The sequence below is a fragment of the Pirellulales bacterium genome (assembly GCA_019694435.1).
In the GTDB taxonomy this organism is placed as follows: Bacteria; Planctomycetota; Planctomycetia; order Pirellulales; family JAEUIK01; genus JAIBBZ01.
Map to the genome: position 1 here is coordinate 1 of JAIBBZ010000008.1, position 20,686 is coordinate 20,686.

The window sequence follows — 20,686 nt, forward strand, 5'->3', positions numbered from 1 at the left end:
AGCGTGTTTGTCGACGAGCTTCGCTACCCGACGAGCGTGGCGGCTTGGGGACGCGGTGTCTTGATCTGCGCCGCACCCGACATTCTGTACGCCGAAGATACCGACGGCGACGACGTGGCCGACCGGCGCGAAGTGCTCTTCACTGGTTTCAGCACCGGGAATCCGCAGCACCAGATGAACGGGCTGCAGCGCGGGCTCGACGGATGGTTTTACTGCGCCAACGGCCACAGCGAAGGCGAGGTGCGATCGACCAAGACGGGGCAAACGGTCGAAGTCAGCGGTCGCGACTTCCGCATCGATCCGGCCACGGGCAGCATCGAGACCGAAATCGGCTCGACGCAATTCATTCGCAGCCGCGACGATTGGGGAAATTGGTTCGGCAACAACAACATCGATCCCCTTTGGCATTACGTGCTCGAAGAGCGCTATTTGCGCCGCAATCCGCACGTGCCATATCCCGACGCGCGTAATCCCGTGCCCGACGAACCGGGGTCCGCGCCCGTTTACGCTCGCAGCCGTACGCTCGAGCGCTTCAACGATCTGCACACGGCCGACCATTTCACTTCGGCGTGCAGCACGATTCTGTACCGCGACGAGCTGCTCGGCGCCGCATGGGCGAGCAGCTCGTTCGTGAGCGAACCAGTGCACAATCTCGTGCATCGCGAAGTGGTGCGCGACGACGGGCTTTCGCTGGCCAGTCGCCGAGCGGCCGACGAAGCGACGAGCGAGTTTCTCGCGTCGACCGACAGTTTCTTCCGCCCCACGATGGTCAATACGGGGCCCGATGGTGCACTGTGGGTGGCCGATATGTACCGGTTGGTGATTGAGCATCCCGAGTGGATTCCCGCCGAGGCGCAGGCCCGGTACGATTTGCGCTCCGGCAGCGACCGCGGGCGGATCTATCGCCTGTACCCGGTCGGTTCGCGGCCGCGTCCGATCGTGCGGCTGTCCGAGCTGTCGCCGGTCGAACTCGTCACGGCACTCGATTCGCCCAACGGACCACAGCGCGACCTGGCCGCGCAGCTCCTGGTCGAACGCGCCGACGAGGCAATGCGGGAACCCCTGCGCAAGCTGGCCACCGGCGCGAAGCGCCCGCAGGTGAGGGTTCAGGCTTTGTATGTGCTCGACCGGCTCGGCGCTCTGGATGCGGGCGTGCTCGCCACGGCACTGGTCGACGATCATCCCGAGGTTCGGCGCAATGCCTTGCGTCTGGCCGAACCGCAATTGGCCCGCCTTTCGCCCACTGGCGGCAGCGTGGACGCCCTGGGCGCCGCGGTGCTCGGCCGATGCGATGACGCCAATCCCAAGGTCCGGCTGCAGTTGGCATGCACGCTGGGCGCCTGGCCTCACGCCGAGGCCGGGCGGGCGCTGGCGCGGCTGGCCATGCGCGACCAGGACCACCCTTGGCTGCTGGCGGCGGTCGCATCGTCGGCGCCGTTGGTGATCGACTCGCTCGTCGAGGCGTTAGCGTACGAGGCGGAAAAATCGCCTCCTCCGCCGCAACTCGTCACCGATCTGCTCGCCACGGCCACGGCCTTGGACCGCACCGACGTGTTGGGACGCCTGCTTGCCGTGATCGTGCGTCGTAGCGACGCGGGATACGAGACCTGGCAGTTGGAAGCGCTGGCCGGGCTGCTCGAGGCACTCGACCGCCGCAAACTTGCCGTCGATCAATTCGTGGCCTCACATGCGCAGTCGCTGCCCGGCCTCGCGCGAGACCTGCCCCAAGCACTCGACGATGCCCGCGCGACGGCGGCTGCCGAGAGCGCACCGCTCGAGCAGCGCCTGGCGGCCATCCGGCTACTGTCTCATGCGCTCGAGGGGCCGTCGAATGCGGTCGGTGTCTTGACGTCGTTGCTCGGCGCTCAGCAGCCTGCCCAATTGCAAGCCGCAGCGGTCGAGGCCCTGACCGAGTCGCGCGGTGGCGAAGTGCCGCGAGCATTGTTCGCTGCCTGGCGCTCGTACTCGCCGCCGGTGCGTTCGGCCATACTCGACGCGATGCTGCGCCGGGCCCAATGGGTCGACGCTTGCCTCGACGCCCTCGAACAAGGCACGCTGGCGGTGACTGAGCTCGACGCATTCCGGCGGCAGCGACTGTTGGAAAACACCCGGGCGGCCGTGCGCGAACGGGCCGGCAAATTGCTGGCCGCGCAGTCGCAGCCTCGGCGCGCCATCGTCGAGCAATACCGCCCTGCCTTGGAGTTGGTGGGCAACGCCGATGCGGGCCGCGAAGTCTTCCGCAACCGCTGTGCCGTGTGCCACAAGTTCGAGGGCTACGGTCAACTGGTCGGGCCCGACCTGAGCGCCTTGGTCGATAAATCGTCCGAAGCGCTGCTCACGGCGATTCTCGACCCCAACCGCGCAGTCGAATCGCGGTTCGTCAATTACACCGCCGTGACCGCCGACGGCCTGACATTGACCGGTCTGCTGGCGGCCGAGACCGACGGCTCGATTACGCTCCTGGCCCAGGAAGGCAAAGAGCACGTCGTGCTGCGGACACAGCTCGAGGCGTTGGAGAGCGCCGGCAAATCGTTGATGCCCGAAGGCTTGGAAAAGGACATCGCCCCGCAAGCGATGGCTGACTTGCTCGCCTACCTGCGCGCCGTGGTGCCTGCGCCCAAGCAGTTCGAGGGCAACGCGCCGGCCTTGGTCGAGGTCGACGCTTTGCGAGGCGAGCTGTTCTGCCTGGCGAATAATGCCGAGATTTACGGCCAGACGCTCGTGTTCGAGCCCAGCGGCAACTTGGGATATTGGAGCAGCAGCGACGACCGGGCCATTTGGACCCTGAACGTCCAGCGCGCCGCGCGCTACGCGGTGATGCTCGAATGGGCCTGCGACAACGGCGTCGCCGGAAATGAGTTTCTGATCGAAGTCGAGGGCCAGCGGCTCGCGGGCAAGGTCGAAGGCACGGGCTCCTGGAGCGACTACACGCGCCAGACGGTGGGCGAGTTGCGGCTGACGCCCGGCCAGCATCGCCTGGGCATGCGCGCCAGCGGCACGATCCAAGGGGCTCTGTTCGACCTCAAGTCGATCACGCTACGTCCCGTAGGAAAGTGACGATGACCGACGCCGCCGCAGAAGGTGCTCAACAGGACGAGGCGAGCGCCGCCGGCGAATCGACCGCAGGCGGCGCTCGATCGCTGCCCCGGGCGGTCAAGCTGCTGGGCTGGGCGAGCTTTGCCAACGACGTGGCGACCGAAGCGGTGTTTCCCTTGCTGCCGCTGTTCGTGACCGAGGTTCTCGGCGGCGGCAAGAAACAACTCGGCCTGATCGAAGGCGTCGCCGATAGTACGGCCAGCCTGCTCAAGCTGGCCAGCGGCGCATGGTCCGATCGGCTGCAACAACGCAAGGGGCTGATCGTCGTGGGCTATGTGCTGGCCGCGGCCGTGCGCCCGCTGCTTGGTCTGGCCCAGGCGCCTTGGCACGTGCTGGCTGTTCGCGGTGTCGACCGGGTCGGCAAGGGCCTGCGCACGGCGCCGCGCGACGCGCTGATCGCCGACGTCACGCCCCCCGAACAACGCGGCGCGGCGTTTGGCTATCACCGGGCCATGGATCATCTTGGCGCGGCGCTCGGGCCGCTCTTGGCGACCGCCTTTCTCTGGTTCCGGCCGCAAGACTTGCGCACGCTGTTCTTGCTCACGGCGCTGCCGGGGCTGGCCGTGGTGGCGATCGTGGTTTTCGGCCTGCGAGAACCGGCGCGACACGTGATCGCGACGCCGCCCGAGGCCGCGACGCGCGGGCCGCTGACGCGCAATTTTCTCGCGTACCTCGCCATCTTGTGCCTGTTCACGCTGGGCAACTCGAGCGATGCGTTTCTCCTGGTCCGGGCCAGCGAACTCGGCGTGACCGCAGGCTGGCTGCCGGGGCTCTGGCTCACCTTCAGCCTGCTCAAGGGCGTCGGCAATTTGGGCATGGGGCCCGCGGTCCAGCGGATCGGTCCCCGGCGCTTGATTCGCGTCGGCTGGGTTTGCTATGCCCTGGTTTACGGGGGCTTTGCGCTGGCCACACAGTGGTGGCATGCCTGGCTGCTGTTTGCCGCGTATGCGATCTTCTACGCACTGACCGAGCCTGCGGAAAAGACGCTGGTCGCCAACCTGGTGGCGGCGCAGCAGCGCGGGCAGGCCTTTGGCTGGTTCAATTTCTCGTTGGGGGTCGCGGCGCTCCCGGCTAGCCTGTTGTTCGGCTGGCTCTACGACGAGTATGGCGCCGCTGGCGCCTTTGGCTTTGGTGCGGGCGTGGCGATCTTCGCGGCCGTGCTGCTAGGCCTCGTACACGAATCGCGGGGGGATGCATGACCGATAACGAGTTTCTCGCCGGGTTCGTGAACTGCACGATCCCACGGGCAGAATGGTCGCACGAGGCCCATGTCCGTATGGCTTGGCTTTACCTGCGGCAAATGCCGTACGACGAAGCCGTTGCCTTGGTGCGCGCCGGTATCCAGCGCTACAACCACACCGTCGGTTCCGGCCAGGGCTATCACGAGACGGTGACCGTCGCCTTCGTGCGCCTGATCGATGCGCGCGTGAATCGCGATGCCAATGCAGGCGAGAAGTTCCCCGACTTCCTCGCGCGCTGCCCTGAGCTGGTCGATCGCGAGCGGCCGATCCTGCACGAATATTACCGGCCCGAAACGCTGGATTCGGACGCGGCCCGGGACAGCTTTGTCGAGCCGGACCGTTCTCCCCTACCCTGATATCGTCGATCGAGGCCACGGCGGCCGCGCTGCGGCTAGTTCAGATCGACGTCCGAGAGACGCTTCTGGAACACCGTCTCCGAGATCCGATTGCTGGCCCCGAAGCCGTTATGACCAACGCGGCAGGCCAGCTTCGGTTTGACCCACACGGCGTCGATCGTCGTGGGGACCAACGGCTGGGCACATTCCAACGCGTGCAATTCGGCGAAGATCGCTTCGCGGACCTTCGGAGCGATGTACTGGTTGCTGACGGTGCCGACCACCTGCAGCTTTTCCTTGACCACGGCGGCCAGCACCAGCGAGCTGAATCCGCTGCTGCCTTGCGGCTTGTAGCCGACGACCAGGCAGTCGAGCTTGTGGCGACGTTTCGGCAGATTCTCAGGCGCATAAGGATCGACCGGTTCCTCCAGATCGCCTGAGTTGTCCTGGTTTTCGTCGTCGGCGTTCTTGCCCGTCATCTTCTCCATGGCCTCTTCCATGTTCATGTCCTCGTCGTTCGCGTTGTCGGTAAGGTCGACGACGGCATGAATGAGATTCGGCGCGGCCTCTTCCTCGGGGCCCAGTTCCCAGATCAGGTGATACGGAATTCCTCCGACGACGGCCGGGCCCATGATGGCCAGGCAGAGCGACCAGACGCCGATGCACACGCGCCGCGATGTGACCGGCAGTTCTACGAAGGTCTGTTTCCACACCTTGAAGGGCCTGAGCGCAATGTCGAGGAGCTTGAGATCCGAGTCTTCGGCGATCGCCGTCAGGAAAGCGACGAGGTGCACGACGCCGAAGGCGAGCGAGCCGATCACCCACTGACCGATTGCCCAATAGGCCCGCGACCAGCTACCCAGGGGAAACAGGAAGCGAGCCCCGATGCTCACAGCCGTGACGACGACCAGGCCGGCCAGCAGCGTCCAGACCCAGAGCGGAACGCGGCGCGGGTCCCAGGGGTTGGTCGACGCCTGGACCGGCGCTTCTTGCGGATCGACTTCGATGCAAAAGTTGAACTTCGGAAACCAGCCGCACTTCAAGCACCACTCGGCCTGCTCTCCCAACCCCGGCGCGGAGCAATGTGGGCACAGGTTCTCCTCGACGAGCATGCCCGCTTCTTCGCCGCCCAACGGCTGGTCGTCCACAAGCAATTCGTCAGGTAAAGAGGTTGCCATCGATGCTGCCCGCTCGTCGTGGTGATGGTTCTTACAGATGGGGCGATGCCGCGCCGCGCAGGGTTGCGCGCGAACATCTGCCCCAGGCACCGCTTCTTGGGGAATCTAGGTCCTGCCGCCTGGCCCTGGGGCGGCTGGGAGGGCGACGGCGATTTCGACGTGCCATGATCCGGACGGGCTGTAGCGGTGCTAGCGGTCATGTCGCCTCGGGTTTTTGGGGGCCGCGAGCCGCAGCCGGCCAAGCCATATAGGCGCTCGTTTTCCCGGCCGCTACCATCTCGCCGCTTTGCGCGGGCATGCCAGCTCGGCGAGCGTCTTGAACCAACGACCCAGGGACCGGCAATGACACGACCACAACGGCTGATGTTGGGTGTGGCGCTGCTGGTCAGCGCGGCGACCGTCGTCGACGTGGCAACCACCTGGCTGGCGCGCCGCGACTTGGAAGATTTCGACCTTGTCGTCGCCGTCGTTGCGGCGGCACTTTCGGGAATCTGCATTCTCCGTCGGGCCGCGGCGATTCGCATCGCGACGACCACGGTCGCGTTTACGACGGCGCTGGTGTTGGTGGAGCTCGCGTTCACTGCGCTGGCCGCCTGGTTCGTGCCCGGAAGCGCTGCCGGGCCGTGGTATGTGTGGCCGCCCAATTACACGTGCGTCGTCACGCCGGGCGATGCGCTTGGAGTAGCGCCGCAAGGCCGGTTTTCTACCAATGCTCTCGGCCTGCGCGGACCCACGCTGCCGCAACAGGGCGACTATCGCATTCTCTGTGTCGGCGGCAGCACGACCGAGTGCCTGTATCTCGACGATGCGCGTACCTGGCCCGCCGTGTTGAGTCGCGAGCTAGGCGGTGCGCGCCGACACGTTTGGGTCGGTAACGCCGGGCGCAGCGGGCTCACGACGGTCGACCATCTGACGTTGCTCGAAAACTGGTCGCCCGCGGCGACCATGGACTGCTGGGTCGTGCTCTGCGGCGTCAACGATCTGGGGCTGCAATTGAACGGTACCTATGACGCCGAGGTCGCCCGGTCTTGGGAACGCACGTTTGCTTATCGGCGGCCCGGCTGGTCCGCGCCTTGGGCACGACCGTTGTATCGCAATCTCTATACCTGGACCTTGGCCGCGCGCGGGGGCGATCGGCTGAAACGACTCGTGCGCGGAACCTCGCGCGAAGCGCAGCAGGATGTGAAGGCCGCCTGGCTCGCCCATCTCCGCCGCGAGCGGCAGGCGGGCACTCGAAGCGACGAACTGCCCGACCTGCAACCGTTCCTCGTGGCGTATGAAAGAAACCTGCGCCGCCTGATCGACCTGGCGCGCCAGCGGCACGTACGGCTGGTGTTTCTGACGCAGCCGGTGCTTTGGCAAGAGCCTATGTCGAGTGAGCTCGAGGCGTTGTGCTGGGGAGGACGATGCCCTGACGGTCGGTATCGGAGCACGGCCGTCTTGTCGCGCGCCATGGCGGCCTATAATGACAGGCTGCGGCAGGTCTGTCGCGCTGAGTCCGTAGAATGCGTCGATTTGGCGGAGCAAGTGGCGCCTTCGACGGCAACGTTTTACGACGATTGCCATTTCAACGATCACGGCGCCGATACCGTCGGACGTCTGGTCGCCGTCCAGGTGGGGCAAGCCCTGCCGCAGGTGTCCGGCGCGCCGGACGCGCTCCCCGATCCTGTGTACAGCGGCCCCGATACGGCGGAATTTTTCGATCCCTCCTTGGTAGCCCCCCGCTTGACCGAAGTCGTTGTATCCCTTAGAAATGCGCGGAAATCTGCCAGCCGACCGCACCCTGGTGGAGCGGGCAAGTAGCAAGTCAGCAGTCGGCCTAATCAGCCGACTGACAACCGATGGCGCCGTAGCCAAGAGGCTAAGGCAGCGGATTGCAAATCCGCCATCGTGGGTTCGACTCCCACCGGCGCCTCTTTCTTCTAAAGCATGGTCTGCAAATTGGTTGCGACCGGCTTGGTGTGCAGTACGACTCGGCGCGCCGTGGCGAGCGCCAGTCGAAGGAAACGGTCACGCTCACGCGTCTAGCCGGTCTGCCGCCTGTGTGTCAGGCTCGCCGGTTCAATCGCTTGCAAGCCGGCCTCTGCGGCGAGGCGATGCACCGGAACCTGCCACACCGGCTTTGCGTCAAGGAGCTTGCTCGACCGGCGCAGGGAAACTCGCGCTGCGGATCAAGCCGAGCACGGCCCAAGCGCTGCCCGCGCCAGTGATCGGCACCAGATTCTCGCTCCCGTTTCCTCCTGGTTCTGTAGGCCGAGAAGCCATCGCCCAGGAGCCGTCCGCGCGCTGCGTCCTGGCCAGAAACGCCTCACCGCGCTCGACGGCCACCTTGCCTGTCGGATCACTGGCAATCGTCAAGGCATAGAGCGCTTGGCCGGTTGCCCAAGCGTCGCTGTCCAACCCGGGCGCCTGGGCCCAACCGCCGTCTGCGCGCTGAGAGTCAAGGATGCGACGAACCATGGGCTCCTGCTCCGCCTGGGGACGATCGAGTCTTGCCCAGAGCACCAGTCGGAGGGCGGTGGACTGCAATTCGTCGTCAGGAGCTGCGGTGTTCAGCCAGTTGACCGCGTGATCGCGCGCCTGCGTGGCCCGCGCGTCACCGCTCGCGGCAGCCGGCAACACGGCCAAAGTCGCGAGTGCGGTGAGGCTGACGTCGGACTCGCCGAAGAGGGGTGGCCTTGTCTTCGGCCAGGCCAACCAGGAGCCCTCGGCGGTTTGCTCATCCTCGAGGGTCGCCAAGATTTTTTTCAGGCCCTCTTGCGCTGCCGGGGAAGGTGTGGGATCGGCGCTAAGAGCGAGCGCGAAATAGATGGCCTTGGGGCTCGCGGCACGAGGCGCCGCCGCCGGGCGATCCATGTGAAACTTGCCGTCCCCCGCCTGCGCGAGCCAAGTCGTCAATTCCAGGAGGAGGGGCTCGTCGATCTTTCGATTGGCCTGCCTCGCTTCCTGCATGGCACATACGACCAGGCTGGCATGATGACACGAAGTGCAGTCGTACTCCTGTTTCCAAGCGACCGCGTCACGAGCCAGGAATTCAAGGCCGCGCTGAATCGTGTCGGCGTCATCGACCTCGCTCGATTGAGCGTCATGGGCCAGCGCCAGCAGGAGCATGCAATGCAAGACCGCGAGAAGTCGCATGGTGGATACTCCCAGGTTGTCCAAGGCGGTTATTCTAATCGCTGAGCTGTGGGCGCCCCAAGATTTTCCAGGGAAGGCCGCTAACAGCGAACCTTGTCGTGCTTGCTTGACGCATCGCGGGAGCGTAGACCATCCTCCCGTTGATTGGCCTCCGGCCCGTGCGATCGGCCGCTTGGGATCCTGCGCCGCCCACGCGGCTGATTGTTGCGCACGGCATGTTGACCAGGTACCGAATCACGACCGGGCCCCGAGTTCTCGACGGTCTTGAACGGGGCCTCTACCCTCGCCGGAGCCTCATCGTCGCCGAGGCGTGCCGGGCATCGCCGTGAAGCGCGGACGCCCACTGGTCGTGCTCGTGATCCCGAACAACGCGGCCAGCACCAGGTGCAAGCGCCGTACGAAAATGCCCTCGATTGGAACAACCGCAGTGTCACCAACACACCTGGAAGCGGTCCCCGTAGTCGTCAGAGAAATCGCCAGTTGCGGATCCGCTGTTGCGGTCGCGAGGCTGGTTGGTGACCGCTTTGGTTTCCAGTCCAAGACGTCACCACACCGAGCGAGCTGGCGTTCGTCAGCTGTCCCGGTGGCGGCTGGGTTGGGATGATCGGCGGAATCGGTTGCCCAAGAGTGGCAACAGCACCATCGCCGATGCAGCCAGCACGAGACTCGACGGCTCGGGCACGCCAACCGCGTGGACACGGAATTGTCCAAAGACTTCCGGGGAGGTGATGACGCCCTGCGTGTCGATGCCATACGTCGTCACCAGCAGGTCCTGTGTGGTCGCATCGATCTCGAACTCGGTCCAGCCCCAGGAATGACCGATGTTCCAAGTGCCGGACAATAACTCCGCGCTGATCAACGGCGAGTCGGTCAGGCCAAACGGTGAAACGTCGTGGTAGTTGAAGATGCTCAGCGAGGGCAGCAACTCGTCGAGCAGGGAGTTGAAAAAGGCGTCCTTGTCGCGGACCGGCAGCGTGAGGTACTCGTCATATTGCTCCTGCGAGACCAGGCCCAAGGCGAGCGCCTCCTGCATCGCCTGGAACCCACCCGGCGTCGGGCCATACAGGGCCCCGGTGCTGATTTCCCACGCGGCCAGCGGCCGGTCAGGTCCCGTCGCGGTGCGTCGATAAGTCAGGTCGTTGACGACCGTGTTGTGGATGTCGGCCGAAATGAAAACGACGTTTTCGATGTCATGGTCGTCGATGAACTTCAGAATCTCGGTGCGCTCGGCCTCGTAGCCTTCAAACCGGTCCGAGGGATCAAACGGGCCCAGGTACTGAATCGGCTCGGGCACGAGGATGAACTTCCAAGTGACGTCAGCGTTTTGGGCGGCCAGCAGATCGGTCTTGAGCGTGTCGATCTGCGCGCGACCGAGCATCGTCCGGGCCGGGTTGAAGCTGTCGTTGATGTAGCCCTGCAGATTGAACAGATCGGGCTCGCCCAAAGGCGAGTCGCGAAACGAGCGCGCATCGAGCATGAACGTCACCGCATCTTGGCCGAATTGCCGCGTGCGATACAGATTGCGCTCGCCGGCGGTGCGTGGGTCGCCCGTCGCGCCGTAAAAGGTGTCCGCAATCGGGTTGTATTCCTGAAAGGCCCTCAGACCGTTGTCGAACAAGGCGGTGTCGTTGATATAGCTGCCGGTTTGCTGAAACCGGGTGTCGGTCGACGGATTCGCGCCGCCCGAAAAATCGTTGCGCACCTCGTGGTCGTCGATCGTGGCATACCACGAAGTCGACTCCCGGAGGTTCATCATCGCGGGATTGTCATAGACCTCGGCTTGCTTGTTGCGAAACTGGGCCAGCGACGAAGCCGCCCCGCCGGCCGGCGACGTCAAGTCGGCATATGCCGTATCGCCCAAGGCCACGAAGAAGTCCAAATCGCGGCTCGGAGCATTGGTCAGCGCGAGATAGTCGACATTGCCACCGAACCAGTCGCCCGAGACGCCAAACCGCAGGCCCGTTTGGGTGCCGGGGGCGGCCAAGGTGCGGAACTGCCCGCTGGACGTCACGCCGGCGGCGTTGCGGGCGCGATAGTAATACTGCGTGTCGGCCGTCAGCCCGGTGACGGATGACTTGATGGGGATCGCCGCGTTGGCGACGTTCACCTGGTTGCTGACCACGACATTCGTGAATCCTGGATCGGTCGCCACGTCGAAGCGGACCTGCCCGGTGACCGTGCTGCGCGTCCAAAGGATCGACGAATCGACCGTGGTATCGCCGGCAGCGACTCCTTGGGGGAGAGATTGCGCTCCCGCAGGAGCAGCCGCCAGCAGCGGCAACAGCCCTCCGAGCGTGGCAAGGGCGAGCCGAAGGCTGGGCAGCCGGCGAACGAGCGTGAAGATCATAAGGGCAGTAGCTGCGTCCAATTCGCGTGGGGCGGGTGGTCAGGCGGGAAGAATTCGGACCAGTGTAGCTGCCCACGCCGGGGGCGTCGCGAAACGGGCGGCGTCAGCGCCATGAATGAACGGTTTTTAACGAAGGCCTAGTGGCGAATGGTGGGCAGACCTGCGGGCCAGCGCACGCTTGGCGTGAACAAGTCGGCCACGGCCCAGTGCTGAGCACCGAGGAGCCTTGGAGGAAGGCATCGCACTTTGGCACCGGCTGTCGCGATTCCCAAGCATCGTGCTGTGCAATGCTGCGACAAATCGTAACGAAGATAGCGGACTTTCCCTGATAACTGCGGTCCACCTCGCCGGGTACCGTACATGGGCACTGGGGGGGCGTGCACTCAAGTTGGAGGTGTCGCATGCGGTACCGTAGTTGTGGGTTCTTCGTTCTCGCCATCGTTGCGTGCCTGGCATCGCGCGCGACGGCATCGCAGATGTTCGGCAGTCTGAGCAACTTCGACGTGATCAATGACACGGGCGAGGTTTGCTGAGGGTTCGAGATCGAATTGGAAGGAGTCAATTCGGCCGACATTGCCTTTACGTTCGGTAACCCGTACATCCGTTACGGCGATCCGACGCTTGTGCCGACGGGCACCGGTACCATCGTTCGCTACGCCAGCGCCTTCGATGGAACCAATTGGCAGACGGGCACGCCGATTCCGTCGGGCCCCTTCCCTACGGGAGGCCACGCGTGCTTCTATCCTGCGTATGGCGGCGATCCGAATTATGAAACGCTCGGCGGCGAACATTTCGGCATCGCGATCAATGGCAACCCGACGAACACCATCTATCGATGGCTGTTGGGCGACAACTCGGGCAACCTGATTCCGGCCGGCTCGACGGTGAAGATTCCCGCGCCGATGTGGAACGTCGCACCGCCGGCCAATCCCGCGGCGCCTGCTGCGGTTCAGGCGGTGCTGCCGGCATTGCCGATCGAGAATCCTGGCGATCTGTTCGGCGAGGCGATCTGGGTGAAGGTGTTCGTGACCGAGGCCCCCGAGCCGGCCGAACTCGATCACCTGGTGCCGGGCGATCCACGCGTGCCCGATGGCGAGGACGCCGGTGAAACGGAAGTCGAATGGCAGCTCTTGCAGGCGGGCAAAGACGGCCTGGACGAAGTCGACAGCGGCGAGAACGATCTGGCCGAAGACTCGAACTCGATCACGCGGCGGTACGAGTTCTATGCCTACTTGGGCCCCTATGACGAGGAAGGCGAGGCCACGCAAGAAGACCCCGGCGCCGATCTGGAATTCGTCGGCGACTTCTTGGGTGCACAGAACGCGGCTTTGAACCTCGAAGCCTTCATCGTGCCCGAACCCGCGACGATGACGCTCTTGGCGACGGGGTTGGGTTGCCTGGTCGCTTGTCGCGTCCGTACCCGGCGGCATACGAAAAAGGTTCGCTAGTCGTTCTTCGAACGACGGATTGCCGGCCAATCATGCGGCCAGGATGCAGCGGCATCCTGGCCGTTTTTCTTTGTTGCCCCCTGCGGCGATGTGCCGTCTCGCGGCGGGCTCCCTGCTCGCTCACCGTATCGCCGGGCCAAGGTGAATTGGCGCCTCGTTGCTCCTGGAGCGATCCGCACGCGGCTGCCGTCAGCGGCTCGGCCGCGTGGTCGGCGGTCAAGGTGCGAGATTTTCCGGGCCACGGCCATCAGATCGGCAGCCGCGCGTTTACCGGCCTGCGGGGCTTGATGAAATCTTGATGCGCCCCCGGCGAGTCTTGACGCCACTTTGATCACCCGATCGATAGACTTGGTCGAAGTAGCTCAGTGGGAAGCAGCGCGTTCGCGGAGCAACCGTCATGTGGGATCTGATCTGTCTGGCGATCGGGACGGGCTGTTTTGCACTCACCTGGGGACTAGTCGTCCTGTGTGAACGCGTCTAGCGGCGTCGGAAGGAACATCTGCGCATGAGCGTCACCTATCTGATCGGCGCGGTCGTGGCCGTGTTGCTGCTGGCCTACTTGACCGTCGCCCTATTGAAGCCGGAGTGGTTTTCATGAACGGTGCCTGGTTGACCTGGAACGCGGACATCCAAGTCGCCTTGTTCGTGGCGATCCTGGTAGCGCTGGTCAAACCCGTCGGTTGGTATATGGCGCAGGTCTACGAGGGCGCGGGCTGCGGCCTGGATCGCGTCCTCGGCCCGCTCGAGCGATGGTTCTATCGAGTCGCCGGGGTCGATCCGAAGCATGACATGCGCTGGCAGACGTATACGATCGCCCTGTTGGCGTTCAATCTGCTGGGTTTCGTGGCCGTCTATGCGTTGCAACGGCTGCAGGGCAGCCTGCCGCTGAATCCCCAAGGGTTGCCGGGCGTCCCGCCCGACTCGTCGTTCAATACGGCCGTGAGCTTCGCGACGAACACCAACTGGCAGGGCTACGGTGGCGAGGTCACGATGAGTTACCTGACCCAGATGCTCGGCTTGACCGTGCAGAACTTTGTCTCGGCGGCGAGCGGCATGGCCGTGCTCGTGGGCTTGATCCGTGGCCTTCGTCGCCGGCCCGCGGAGCCGGGGCCGGCGGTCGCGGTGAACACCCGAGAATCGCAGGCCGCACCTGGCGAGACCGCGGGCATCGGCAATTTCTGGGTCGATGTGACGCGTGCGACGCTGTACATCCTGCTGCCGCTGTCGATCGTGCTGGCGCTGGTACTGGTTTCGCAAGGCGTGGTGCAGACGTTTTCGCCCTACCGCGAAGTCGCGCTCTTGCAGCCGCAGACCGACGCCGAGGGCCAGGCGGTCATCACGCAGCAACTGGCCCTGGGGCCAGCCGCGTCGCAGGTGGCCATCAAACAGCTCGGCACCAACGGCGGCGGCTTCTTCAATGTCAACTCGGCGCATCCCTTCGAGAACCCGACCCCCTGGTCGAACTTGCTCGAGATGCTGGCGATCCTGCTGTTGCCGGCGGCTTGCTGTTATCAGTTCGGACGGATGATCGGCGACACCCGCCAGGGTTGGGCCCTGCTGGCGGCCATGCTGGTGCTGTTCGTACCGCTGGCTTTCGCGTGTGTGGCGGCAGAACAATCCGGCAACCCAGCATTAGGGCGACTCGAAATCGACCAACTTGCCGGCCCCGGGCACACGGGCGGCAACATGGAGGGCAAAGAGTCGCGCTTCGGCATCGCCAATTCGGCCTTGTGGGCCGCGGCCACGACGGCCGCCTCGAACGGCAGTGTTAACAGCATGCACGATTCGTTCACTCCGCTGGGAGGGCTGGTGCCGATCTGCCTGATGCAATTGGGCGAAGTCGTGTTTGGCGGCGTGGGCAGCGGCCTCTACGGCATGCTCGCCTTTGCGCTCGTGGCCGTATTTATCGCGGGGTTGATGGTCGGTCGCACGCCCGAGTATCTGGGCAAGAAGATCGAGGCCTACGAAATGAAGATGGCCTCGCTGGTGATCCTGTTCCCCCCCGTGGTGGTCTTGGTTGGGACCGCAGTCGCCCTGTCTTGCGGTCCGGGGCAAGCGACGATCTTCAATCGCGAGCCGGTCCCGCACGGACTGAGCGAGGTCCTCTACGCGTTCTCGTCGGCGGGGAACAACAACGGCAGCGCCTTCGCCGGACTCGGCGCGAACACGGTCTTTTACAACCTGTCGTTGGGCCTGGCGATGCTCATCGCACGCTATTGGCTGATGGTCCCGATCTTGGCCGTGGCCGGCTCGTTGGCCGCAAAGAAGTATTCGCCGCCCACGCGCGGCACCTTGCCCACGCATGGTCCGCTGTTCGTCGCGCTGCTGGCGAGCGTCGTCGTGCTCGTGGGCGCATTGACGTTCATCCCGGCCCTGGCGCTGGGACCGATCGTCGAGCAATTGCTCATGGCGCAAGGATAACCAGGTAGTCTTTCGGAAGACGGTGGCAATCGATGTCGTCGCAGGTACAGGCACGTTCGTTGTTCGATGGCCCGCTGGTGCGTCGGGCGCTGGTCGATGCCTTGCGCAAGCTCAATCCGAGACACCAGGTTCGCAACCCCGTAATGTTCACCGTCTGGGTCGGCAGCGTGGCGACCACCGCGTTGTTCGTGCAGGCAGTGGTGGGCCAGGGCGAGGCCGGGGCTCCGTTCATTTTCGGCATCTCGGCCTGGCTCTGGTTCACGGTGCTGTTCGCCAACTTTGCCGAGGCGATGGCCGAGGGACGCGGCAAGGCCCAGGCCGACAGCCTGCGGCAATCGCGCCGCGACGTGATCGCCAAGCAGTTGGCCGAGCCACGCCACGGCGCCAAGCATCACCCCGTGTCGGCCACGAAACTGCGCCGCGACGACGTGGTGCTGGTCGAGGCCGGTGACACGATTCCGGCCGATGGCGAGATCATCGAGGGCGTCGCCTCGGTCAACGAAAGCGCCATCACCGGAGAAAGCGCCCCGGTGATTCGCGAGTCGGGCGGCGACCGCAGCAGCGTCACGGGCGGCACGATCGTGTTGTCCGATTGGCTCGTGGTACGCGTGACGGCGAACCCGGGCGAGACATTTCTCGACCGGATGATCGCCCTGGTCGAAGGCGCCAGGCGGCAGAAAACTCCCAACGAGATTGCACTGAGCATCTTATTAGCCGTGATGACGATCGTCTTTCTCCTGGCGTGTGCGACGCTGTTGCCGCTGTCGGTGTACAGCGTCCGGTCGACCGGCCAAGGGGCGCCGATCACAATCACGGTGCTGGTGGCGCTACTGGTGTGCTTGATTCCGACGACCATCGGCGGGCTGCTTTCGGCCATCGGCATTGCCGGCATGGACCGGATGATTCGCGCGAACGTGATCGCGACGTCGGGCCGCGCCGTCGAGGCCGCCGGCGACGTCGACGTGTTGCTGCTCGACAAGACGGGCACGATCACGCTGGGCAATCGCCAGGCGGTCGAGTTGCGGCCGGCCCTGGGGATCGAGATCGAGACGCTGGCCAACGCCGCGCAACTGGCCTCGCTGGCCGATGAGACGCCCGAGGGCCGCAGCATCGTCGTGCTGGCCAAGCAGCGCTATGGGCTGCGCGGCCGGAACGTTCAGGAGCTGCACGCAAAATTCATCCCGTTCAGCGCCCAGACGCGGCTCAGCGGCGTCGACTTCGACGGCCGGCGCATTCGCAAGGGTGCGGCCGACGCGATCCGCCATTTTCTCGGCGAGCAGCACGCCGGCCTGCCGTCCGAGGTCGAGCGCGACGTGAACGAAATCTCCCGGCTCGGCGGCACGCCGCTGGTCGTCTGCGAAGGGCAGCGCGCCTTGGGAACCGTGTTTCTCAAGGACATCGTCAAGGGCGGGATTCGGGAACGTTTCGGCGAGTTGCGAAAGATGGGCATCAAGACAGTGATGATCACCGGCGACAACCCGTTGACGGCCGCGGCGATCGCCGCCGAAGCGGGCGTCGACGACTTTCTCGCGCAGGCCACGCCCGAGGCGAAGCTCACGCTCATTCGTCAGCAGCAGGCCGGCGGACGGCTGGTCGCCATGACGGGCGACGGCACGAACGACTCGCCTGCTTTGGCCCAAGCCGACGTCGCCGTGGCCATGAACTCCGGCACGCAAGCCGCGAAAGAGGCCGGCAACATGGTCGATCTCGATTCGAATCCGACCAAGCTGATCGAGATCGTGCAGATCGGCAAGCAACTGTTGATGACCCGCGGGGCACTGACGACCTTCAGCCTTTCGAACGACGTCGCGAAATACTTCGCCATCATCCCGGCGGCATTTGCGACCACCTACCCGGTACTCGATCGTTTGAACCTGATGCGTCTGGCGACGCCCCAAAGCGCAATCCTCTCGGCGGTCATTTTCAACGCGCTGATCATCGTCGCGTTGATCCCCCTGGCCTTGCGGGGCGTCAAGTACCGGGCGGTAGGCGCGGCAACCCTGCTGCGCGACAACCTGCTCATTTATGGCGTTGGCGGGCTGGTCGTGCCCTTCATCGGGATCAAGGCCGTCGATCTGATCCTGGCAGCGCTCAACCTGGCGTGATTGCCCCGGCAGCCATTTGTGAACCAACCAGCGGGAATTCCTTCCATGTGGCGTCAATGTCGTCCGGCCCTGGTGATCTTTGCTTTGCTTTCGCTGCTGACCGGGGTGATCTATCCGGCCGCGGTCACATTGGTTGCTCAACTGGCCATGCCCCATCAGGCCAACGGCAGCGTGCTCGTCGACGAGCAAGGCCGTGCGGTGGGCTCGGAACTGATTGGGCAGGCGTTCGACGCCCCGCAATACTTCTGGGGGCGGCTCTCCGCGACGGGGCCCGTCCCGTACAACGCGGGAGCGTCGAGCGGGTCGAATTGGGGCCCGCTGAACCCGGCGCTGGCCGAAGCTGCCCGATCACGCGTCGAAGCGCTACGTGCCGCGGGTCATGTTCCCAGCGTTAGAATACCCGTGGACTTGGTCACTGCGTCCGGTTCGGGTCTCGATCCACACATCAGCCCGGCGGCCGCGGATTACCAGGTGGCCCGCGTGGCGCATGCGCGCGGCCTGCCCGAGGCCGAAGTGCGCGCCGTCGTACGGCAGCATACGGCAATGCGGACGTTGGGCATCCTGGGCGAGCCCCGTGTGAATGTCTTGTTGGTGAATTTGCACTTGGATCGATTGCAGCGCAAGTAAAGCTGCCGCAGGTTGGAAAGAGCTTGCCACGATGGCCGACCAACGACCTGATCCCGATGCGCTGTTGGCCTCCGTCCAGGCCCAGGAAGCCCGCGCCGAGCGCGGCAAACTGAAGATCTTCTTCGGGTTTGCGCCGGGCGTGGGAAAAACCTATGCCATGCTCGAGGCCGGCCGCAAGGTCGCCAAAGAAGGCGTCGACGTGCTCGTCGGCTACGTCGAGCCGCATGCCCGGCCCGATACCCAGGCCCTGGTGCTCGGGCTTGACATGTTGTCGCGCCGCGAGGTGGTGTATCGCGACCGGACGCTGCTCGAATTCGACCTCGAGGCGGCGCTGGCGCGGTGCCCGCAGTTGGTCCTGGTCGACGAGCTGGCCCACACCAACGCTCCGGGGATGACCCATGCCAAGCGCTGGCAAGACATCGAGGACCTGCTCAAGGCGGGAATCGACGTCTTCACAACGGTCAACGTGCAGCATCTCGAAACCGTCAACGACCTGGTGGCGCAGATCACGGGGATTCCGGTTCGCGAGACGGTGCCCGACTCGGTATTCGAGCAGGCGAACGAAGTCGAACTGGTCGATTTGGCTCCCGACGACCTGATCGAGCGCCTGCGCGAGGGCAAGGTCTACTTTCCCGAGCAGGCGCGCCACGCGATCGACAATTTCTTTCGCAAAGGCAACCTGATCGCGCTGCGCGAGTTGTCGCTGCGTCGGATGGCCGAACGCGTCGACGCGCAGATGGCGGATTACCGGGCCGAAAACCTGGTCACCCGCATCTGGCCGGCCTCGGAGCGGCTGCTGGTTTGCGTGAGCGCCAGCCCGCATTCGATGCGGTTGGTGCGCGCCACGCGTCGCATGGCCACGAGTTTGCGCGCGCCGTGGATCGCAGTGCACGTCGAGACAGCTGGCGACACCCGGATGTCGGCGGCCGATCGCGACCGGCTGGCTCAAACCCTGCAACTGGCCGAACAGCTCGGGGCCGAGACGGTGACGCTGCCGGCGGCCCATTTTGCCGACGAGGTCTTACACCTCGCCCGGACAAAGAACGTCTCGAAGATCGTGGTTGGCAAGCCGCAGCAGCCCCGCTGGCAAGAATGGCTGCGCGGGTCGTTCGTTTACGAGTTGACCCGCAAGTGCGGCGACGTCGATATCTACGTCATCACGGGCGAGCAATCCGAGCCGGTCGGCCGGCGCCCGGCGATTGCCGAGCCGGCGATCAACTACGCTGGCTATGGCTCGGCAGCCGGCATCGTGGCCGTCTGTTCGGTCGTTTGTTGGCTGGCGTTTCCTGTTTCCGGCACGGCCAACCTGATCATGATTTATCTGCTCGGCGTCGTGGCCAGCGCCCTGTGGCTCGGACGCGGTCCCTCGGCCTTGGCGGCCGTGTTGAGCGTGGCGACGTTCGATTATTTCTTCGTGCCGCCGTACCTGACTTTCGCCGTCAGCGACACGCAATACTTGCTGACTTTCGCCGTCATGCTGATGACGGGTCTGATCGTGGGGACGCTGACGGCCCGCGTACGATTTCAAGCCGAATCGGCCCGCGCCCGGGAACACCGCACGGCGGCCTTGTATGCGATGAGTCGCGAGTTGGTCGATGCGGCGACCTTGTTGCAACTGCTACCGCCGGCGAGGCGTCACATCGGGCAGGCGTTTGCCGGGGACGTTCATCTGTTGTTTCCCGACCCGGCAACGCGGCGCCTGCGGCCGCTGGGTGAACATGCCGATCAGCGTGCACTCGACGAACACGAACTGGGTGTTGCGCAATGGGCCTTCGACCACCAGCAACCCGCCGGGCGAGGCACCGACACGCTCCCCTCGGCGCGGGGGCTCTATCTGCCGTTGAACGTAAGCCAGAAAAGCATGGGCGTGATGGCCCTGGTCAGCAGCGCGGAGCAACGCTATTTTTCGCCCGACCAGTTGCGTCAACTCGTGACATTCGCCGGACAAATCGCGCTGGCCGCCGAGCGCATCGAAGCTGCGGCCGAGGCCCGCAAGCTGCAGGTGCAGATGGAGGCCGAGCGGCTGCGGAACTCGCTGCTGAGCGCCGTATCGCACGATTTGCGCACGCCTTTGGCCGCCATTACGGGCGCGAGCAGCACTCTCCTGGAGAATGACGCGCTGCTCGAGCCTGGGGTCCGGCGCGAGCTGGCCGAATCGATTTTTATCGAGGGTGATCGCCTGAATCGGCTCGTGGCCAATCTGCTGGACATGACGCGGCTCGAGGCCGGGGCGATTGCCCTGCAGAAGGAATGGCAGCCGCTCGAGGAGGTGATCGGCGTGGCCCTCAACCGGCTCGCGCGCCCCCTGCACGGACGCGAGGTACGCGTGCAACTGCCGGCCGATTTGCCGCTGGTTCCCATCGATGGACTGCTCGTGCAGCAAGTGCTGACGAACTTGCTGGAAAACGCGGCCAAGTATTCCCCGCCGGGAACACCCATCGAGATTACGGCCAGGCTGCAAGACAACGAAGTCGAAGTAGCGGTCGCCGATCGTGGGCCCGGGATCAACGCCGCTGACCGCACCCAGATTTTCGAAAAGTTCTATCGCTCGGCCAATGCCGCTGGGCGGATGGGCGTAGGGCTCGGTCTAGCCATCTGCCGCAGCATCGTCGAGCTGCACGGCGGGCGCATCGCCGTGGACGATCGTCCCGGCGGCGGGGCCGTGTTTCGTTTCCGGCTGCCGCTCGCCGGTTCACCTCCCCCGGCCGTGCCCGAGGAAGTTCCCGTCGAACATTCCCGGACTGAATGAC

Annotated in this window: 13 protein-coding genes and 1 tRNA gene; 11 read left to right on the top strand and 3 right to left on the bottom strand. The window is 64.9% G+C overall.

What is annotated here, in order from left to right; translation table 11 throughout:
* From K1X74_08650 to K1X74_08660, 3 genes are all read left to right on the top strand, one after another.
* On the top strand, positions 1 to 3,057 hold a 3,057-nt coding region (locus K1X74_08650), incomplete at its 5' end, for a c-type cytochrome (GenBank protein ID MBX7166407.1).
* Positions 3,058 to 3,059: 2 nt separating this feature from the next.
* Positions 3,060 to 4,295, top strand: a complete 1,236-nt coding sequence (locus K1X74_08655) for an MFS transporter (protein MBX7166408.1) — start codon at positions 3,060 to 3,062, stop codon at positions 4,293 to 4,295.
* 101 nt (positions 4,296 to 4,396) lie between these two features.
* Positions 4,397 to 4,693, top strand: coding sequence for a hypothetical protein (locus K1X74_08660; protein MBX7166409.1), 297 nt, complete (start codon positions 4,397 to 4,399; stop codon positions 4,691 to 4,693).
* 35 nt (positions 4,694 to 4,728) lie between these two features.
* Here the strand turns inward: K1X74_08660 and K1X74_08665 are convergent, their stop codons facing one another.
* Complete coding sequence (locus tag K1X74_08665) at positions 4,729 to 5,850, bottom strand: hypothetical protein (protein MBX7166410.1); 1,122 nt, start codon at positions 5,848 to 5,850, stop codon at positions 4,729 to 4,731.
* Between the two features lie 342 nt (positions 5,851 to 6,192).
* Here K1X74_08665 and K1X74_08670 point away from each other — a divergent pair, with 342 nt between their 5' ends.
* The gene (locus K1X74_08670) at positions 6,193 to 7,653 is read left to right on the top strand and encodes an SGNH/GDSL hydrolase family protein (protein ID MBX7166411.1); all 1,461 of its coding nucleotides are present in this window, start codon (positions 6,193 to 6,195) and stop codon (positions 7,651 to 7,653) included.
* Positions 7,654 to 7,693: 40 nt separating this feature from the next.
* Positions 7,694 to 7,765 (top strand) — tRNA-Cys (locus tag K1X74_08675).
* Positions 7,766 to 7,977: 212 nt separating this feature from the next.
* On the opposite strand, the gene K1X74_08680 is transcribed toward K1X74_08675, so the two are convergent.
* On the bottom strand, positions 7,978 to 8,988 hold the full coding sequence (locus K1X74_08680) for a terpene cyclase/mutase family protein (GenBank protein ID MBX7166412.1): 1,011 nt from the start codon (positions 8,986 to 8,988) through the stop codon (positions 7,978 to 7,980).
* 571 nt (positions 8,989 to 9,559) lie between these two features.
* Positions 9,560 to 11,335: an alkaline phosphatase D family protein gene (locus K1X74_08685; protein MBX7166413.1), complete on the bottom strand. Its 1,776-nt coding sequence runs from the start codon at positions 11,333 to 11,335 to the stop codon at positions 9,560 to 9,562.
* Positions 11,336 to 11,883: 548 nt separating this feature from the next.
* Between K1X74_08685 and K1X74_08690 the strand changes: the two genes are divergently transcribed.
* The 6 genes from K1X74_08690 (at position 11,884) to K1X74_08715 (ending at position 20,685) form a co-directional block, all read left to right on the top strand.
* Positions 11,884 to 12,783, top strand: coding sequence for a PEP-CTERM sorting domain-containing protein (locus K1X74_08690; protein MBX7166414.1), 900 nt, complete (start codon positions 11,884 to 11,886; stop codon positions 12,781 to 12,783).
* 505 nt (positions 12,784 to 13,288) lie between these two features.
* Entirely contained in the window at positions 13,289 to 13,381 is a 93-nt protein-coding gene (kdpF, locus tag K1X74_08695) for a K(+)-transporting ATPase subunit F (protein ID MBX7166415.1), read from the top strand.
* Positions 13,382 to 13,392: 11 nt separating this feature from the next.
* Positions 13,393 to 15,204 (top strand): potassium-transporting ATPase subunit KdpA, encoded by a 1,812-nt coding sequence (kdpA, locus tag K1X74_08700; GenBank protein ID MBX7166416.1) that lies wholly within the window; start codon positions 13,393 to 13,395, stop codon positions 15,202 to 15,204.
* A gap of 32 nt (positions 15,205 to 15,236) precedes the next feature.
* Positions 15,237 to 17,309 carry a potassium-transporting ATPase subunit KdpB gene (gene kdpB / locus K1X74_08705; GenBank protein MBX7166417.1) on the top strand — a complete coding sequence of 691 codons (2,073 nt, stop codon included), beginning with the start codon at positions 15,237 to 15,239 and terminating at the stop codon, positions 17,307 to 17,309.
* Between the two features lie 45 nt (positions 17,310 to 17,354).
* Positions 17,355 to 17,936, top strand: coding sequence for a potassium-transporting ATPase subunit KdpC (gene kdpC / locus K1X74_08710; protein ID MBX7166418.1), 582 nt, complete (start codon positions 17,355 to 17,357; stop codon positions 17,934 to 17,936).
* 31 nt (positions 17,937 to 17,967) lie between these two features.
* A complete protein-coding gene (locus K1X74_08715; GenBank protein MBX7166419.1) occupies positions 17,968 to 20,685 on the top strand; it encodes a sensor histidine kinase KdpD in 2,718 nt (905 codons plus the stop codon).
* The last annotated feature ends 1 nt before the right edge of the window (position 20,686 follow it).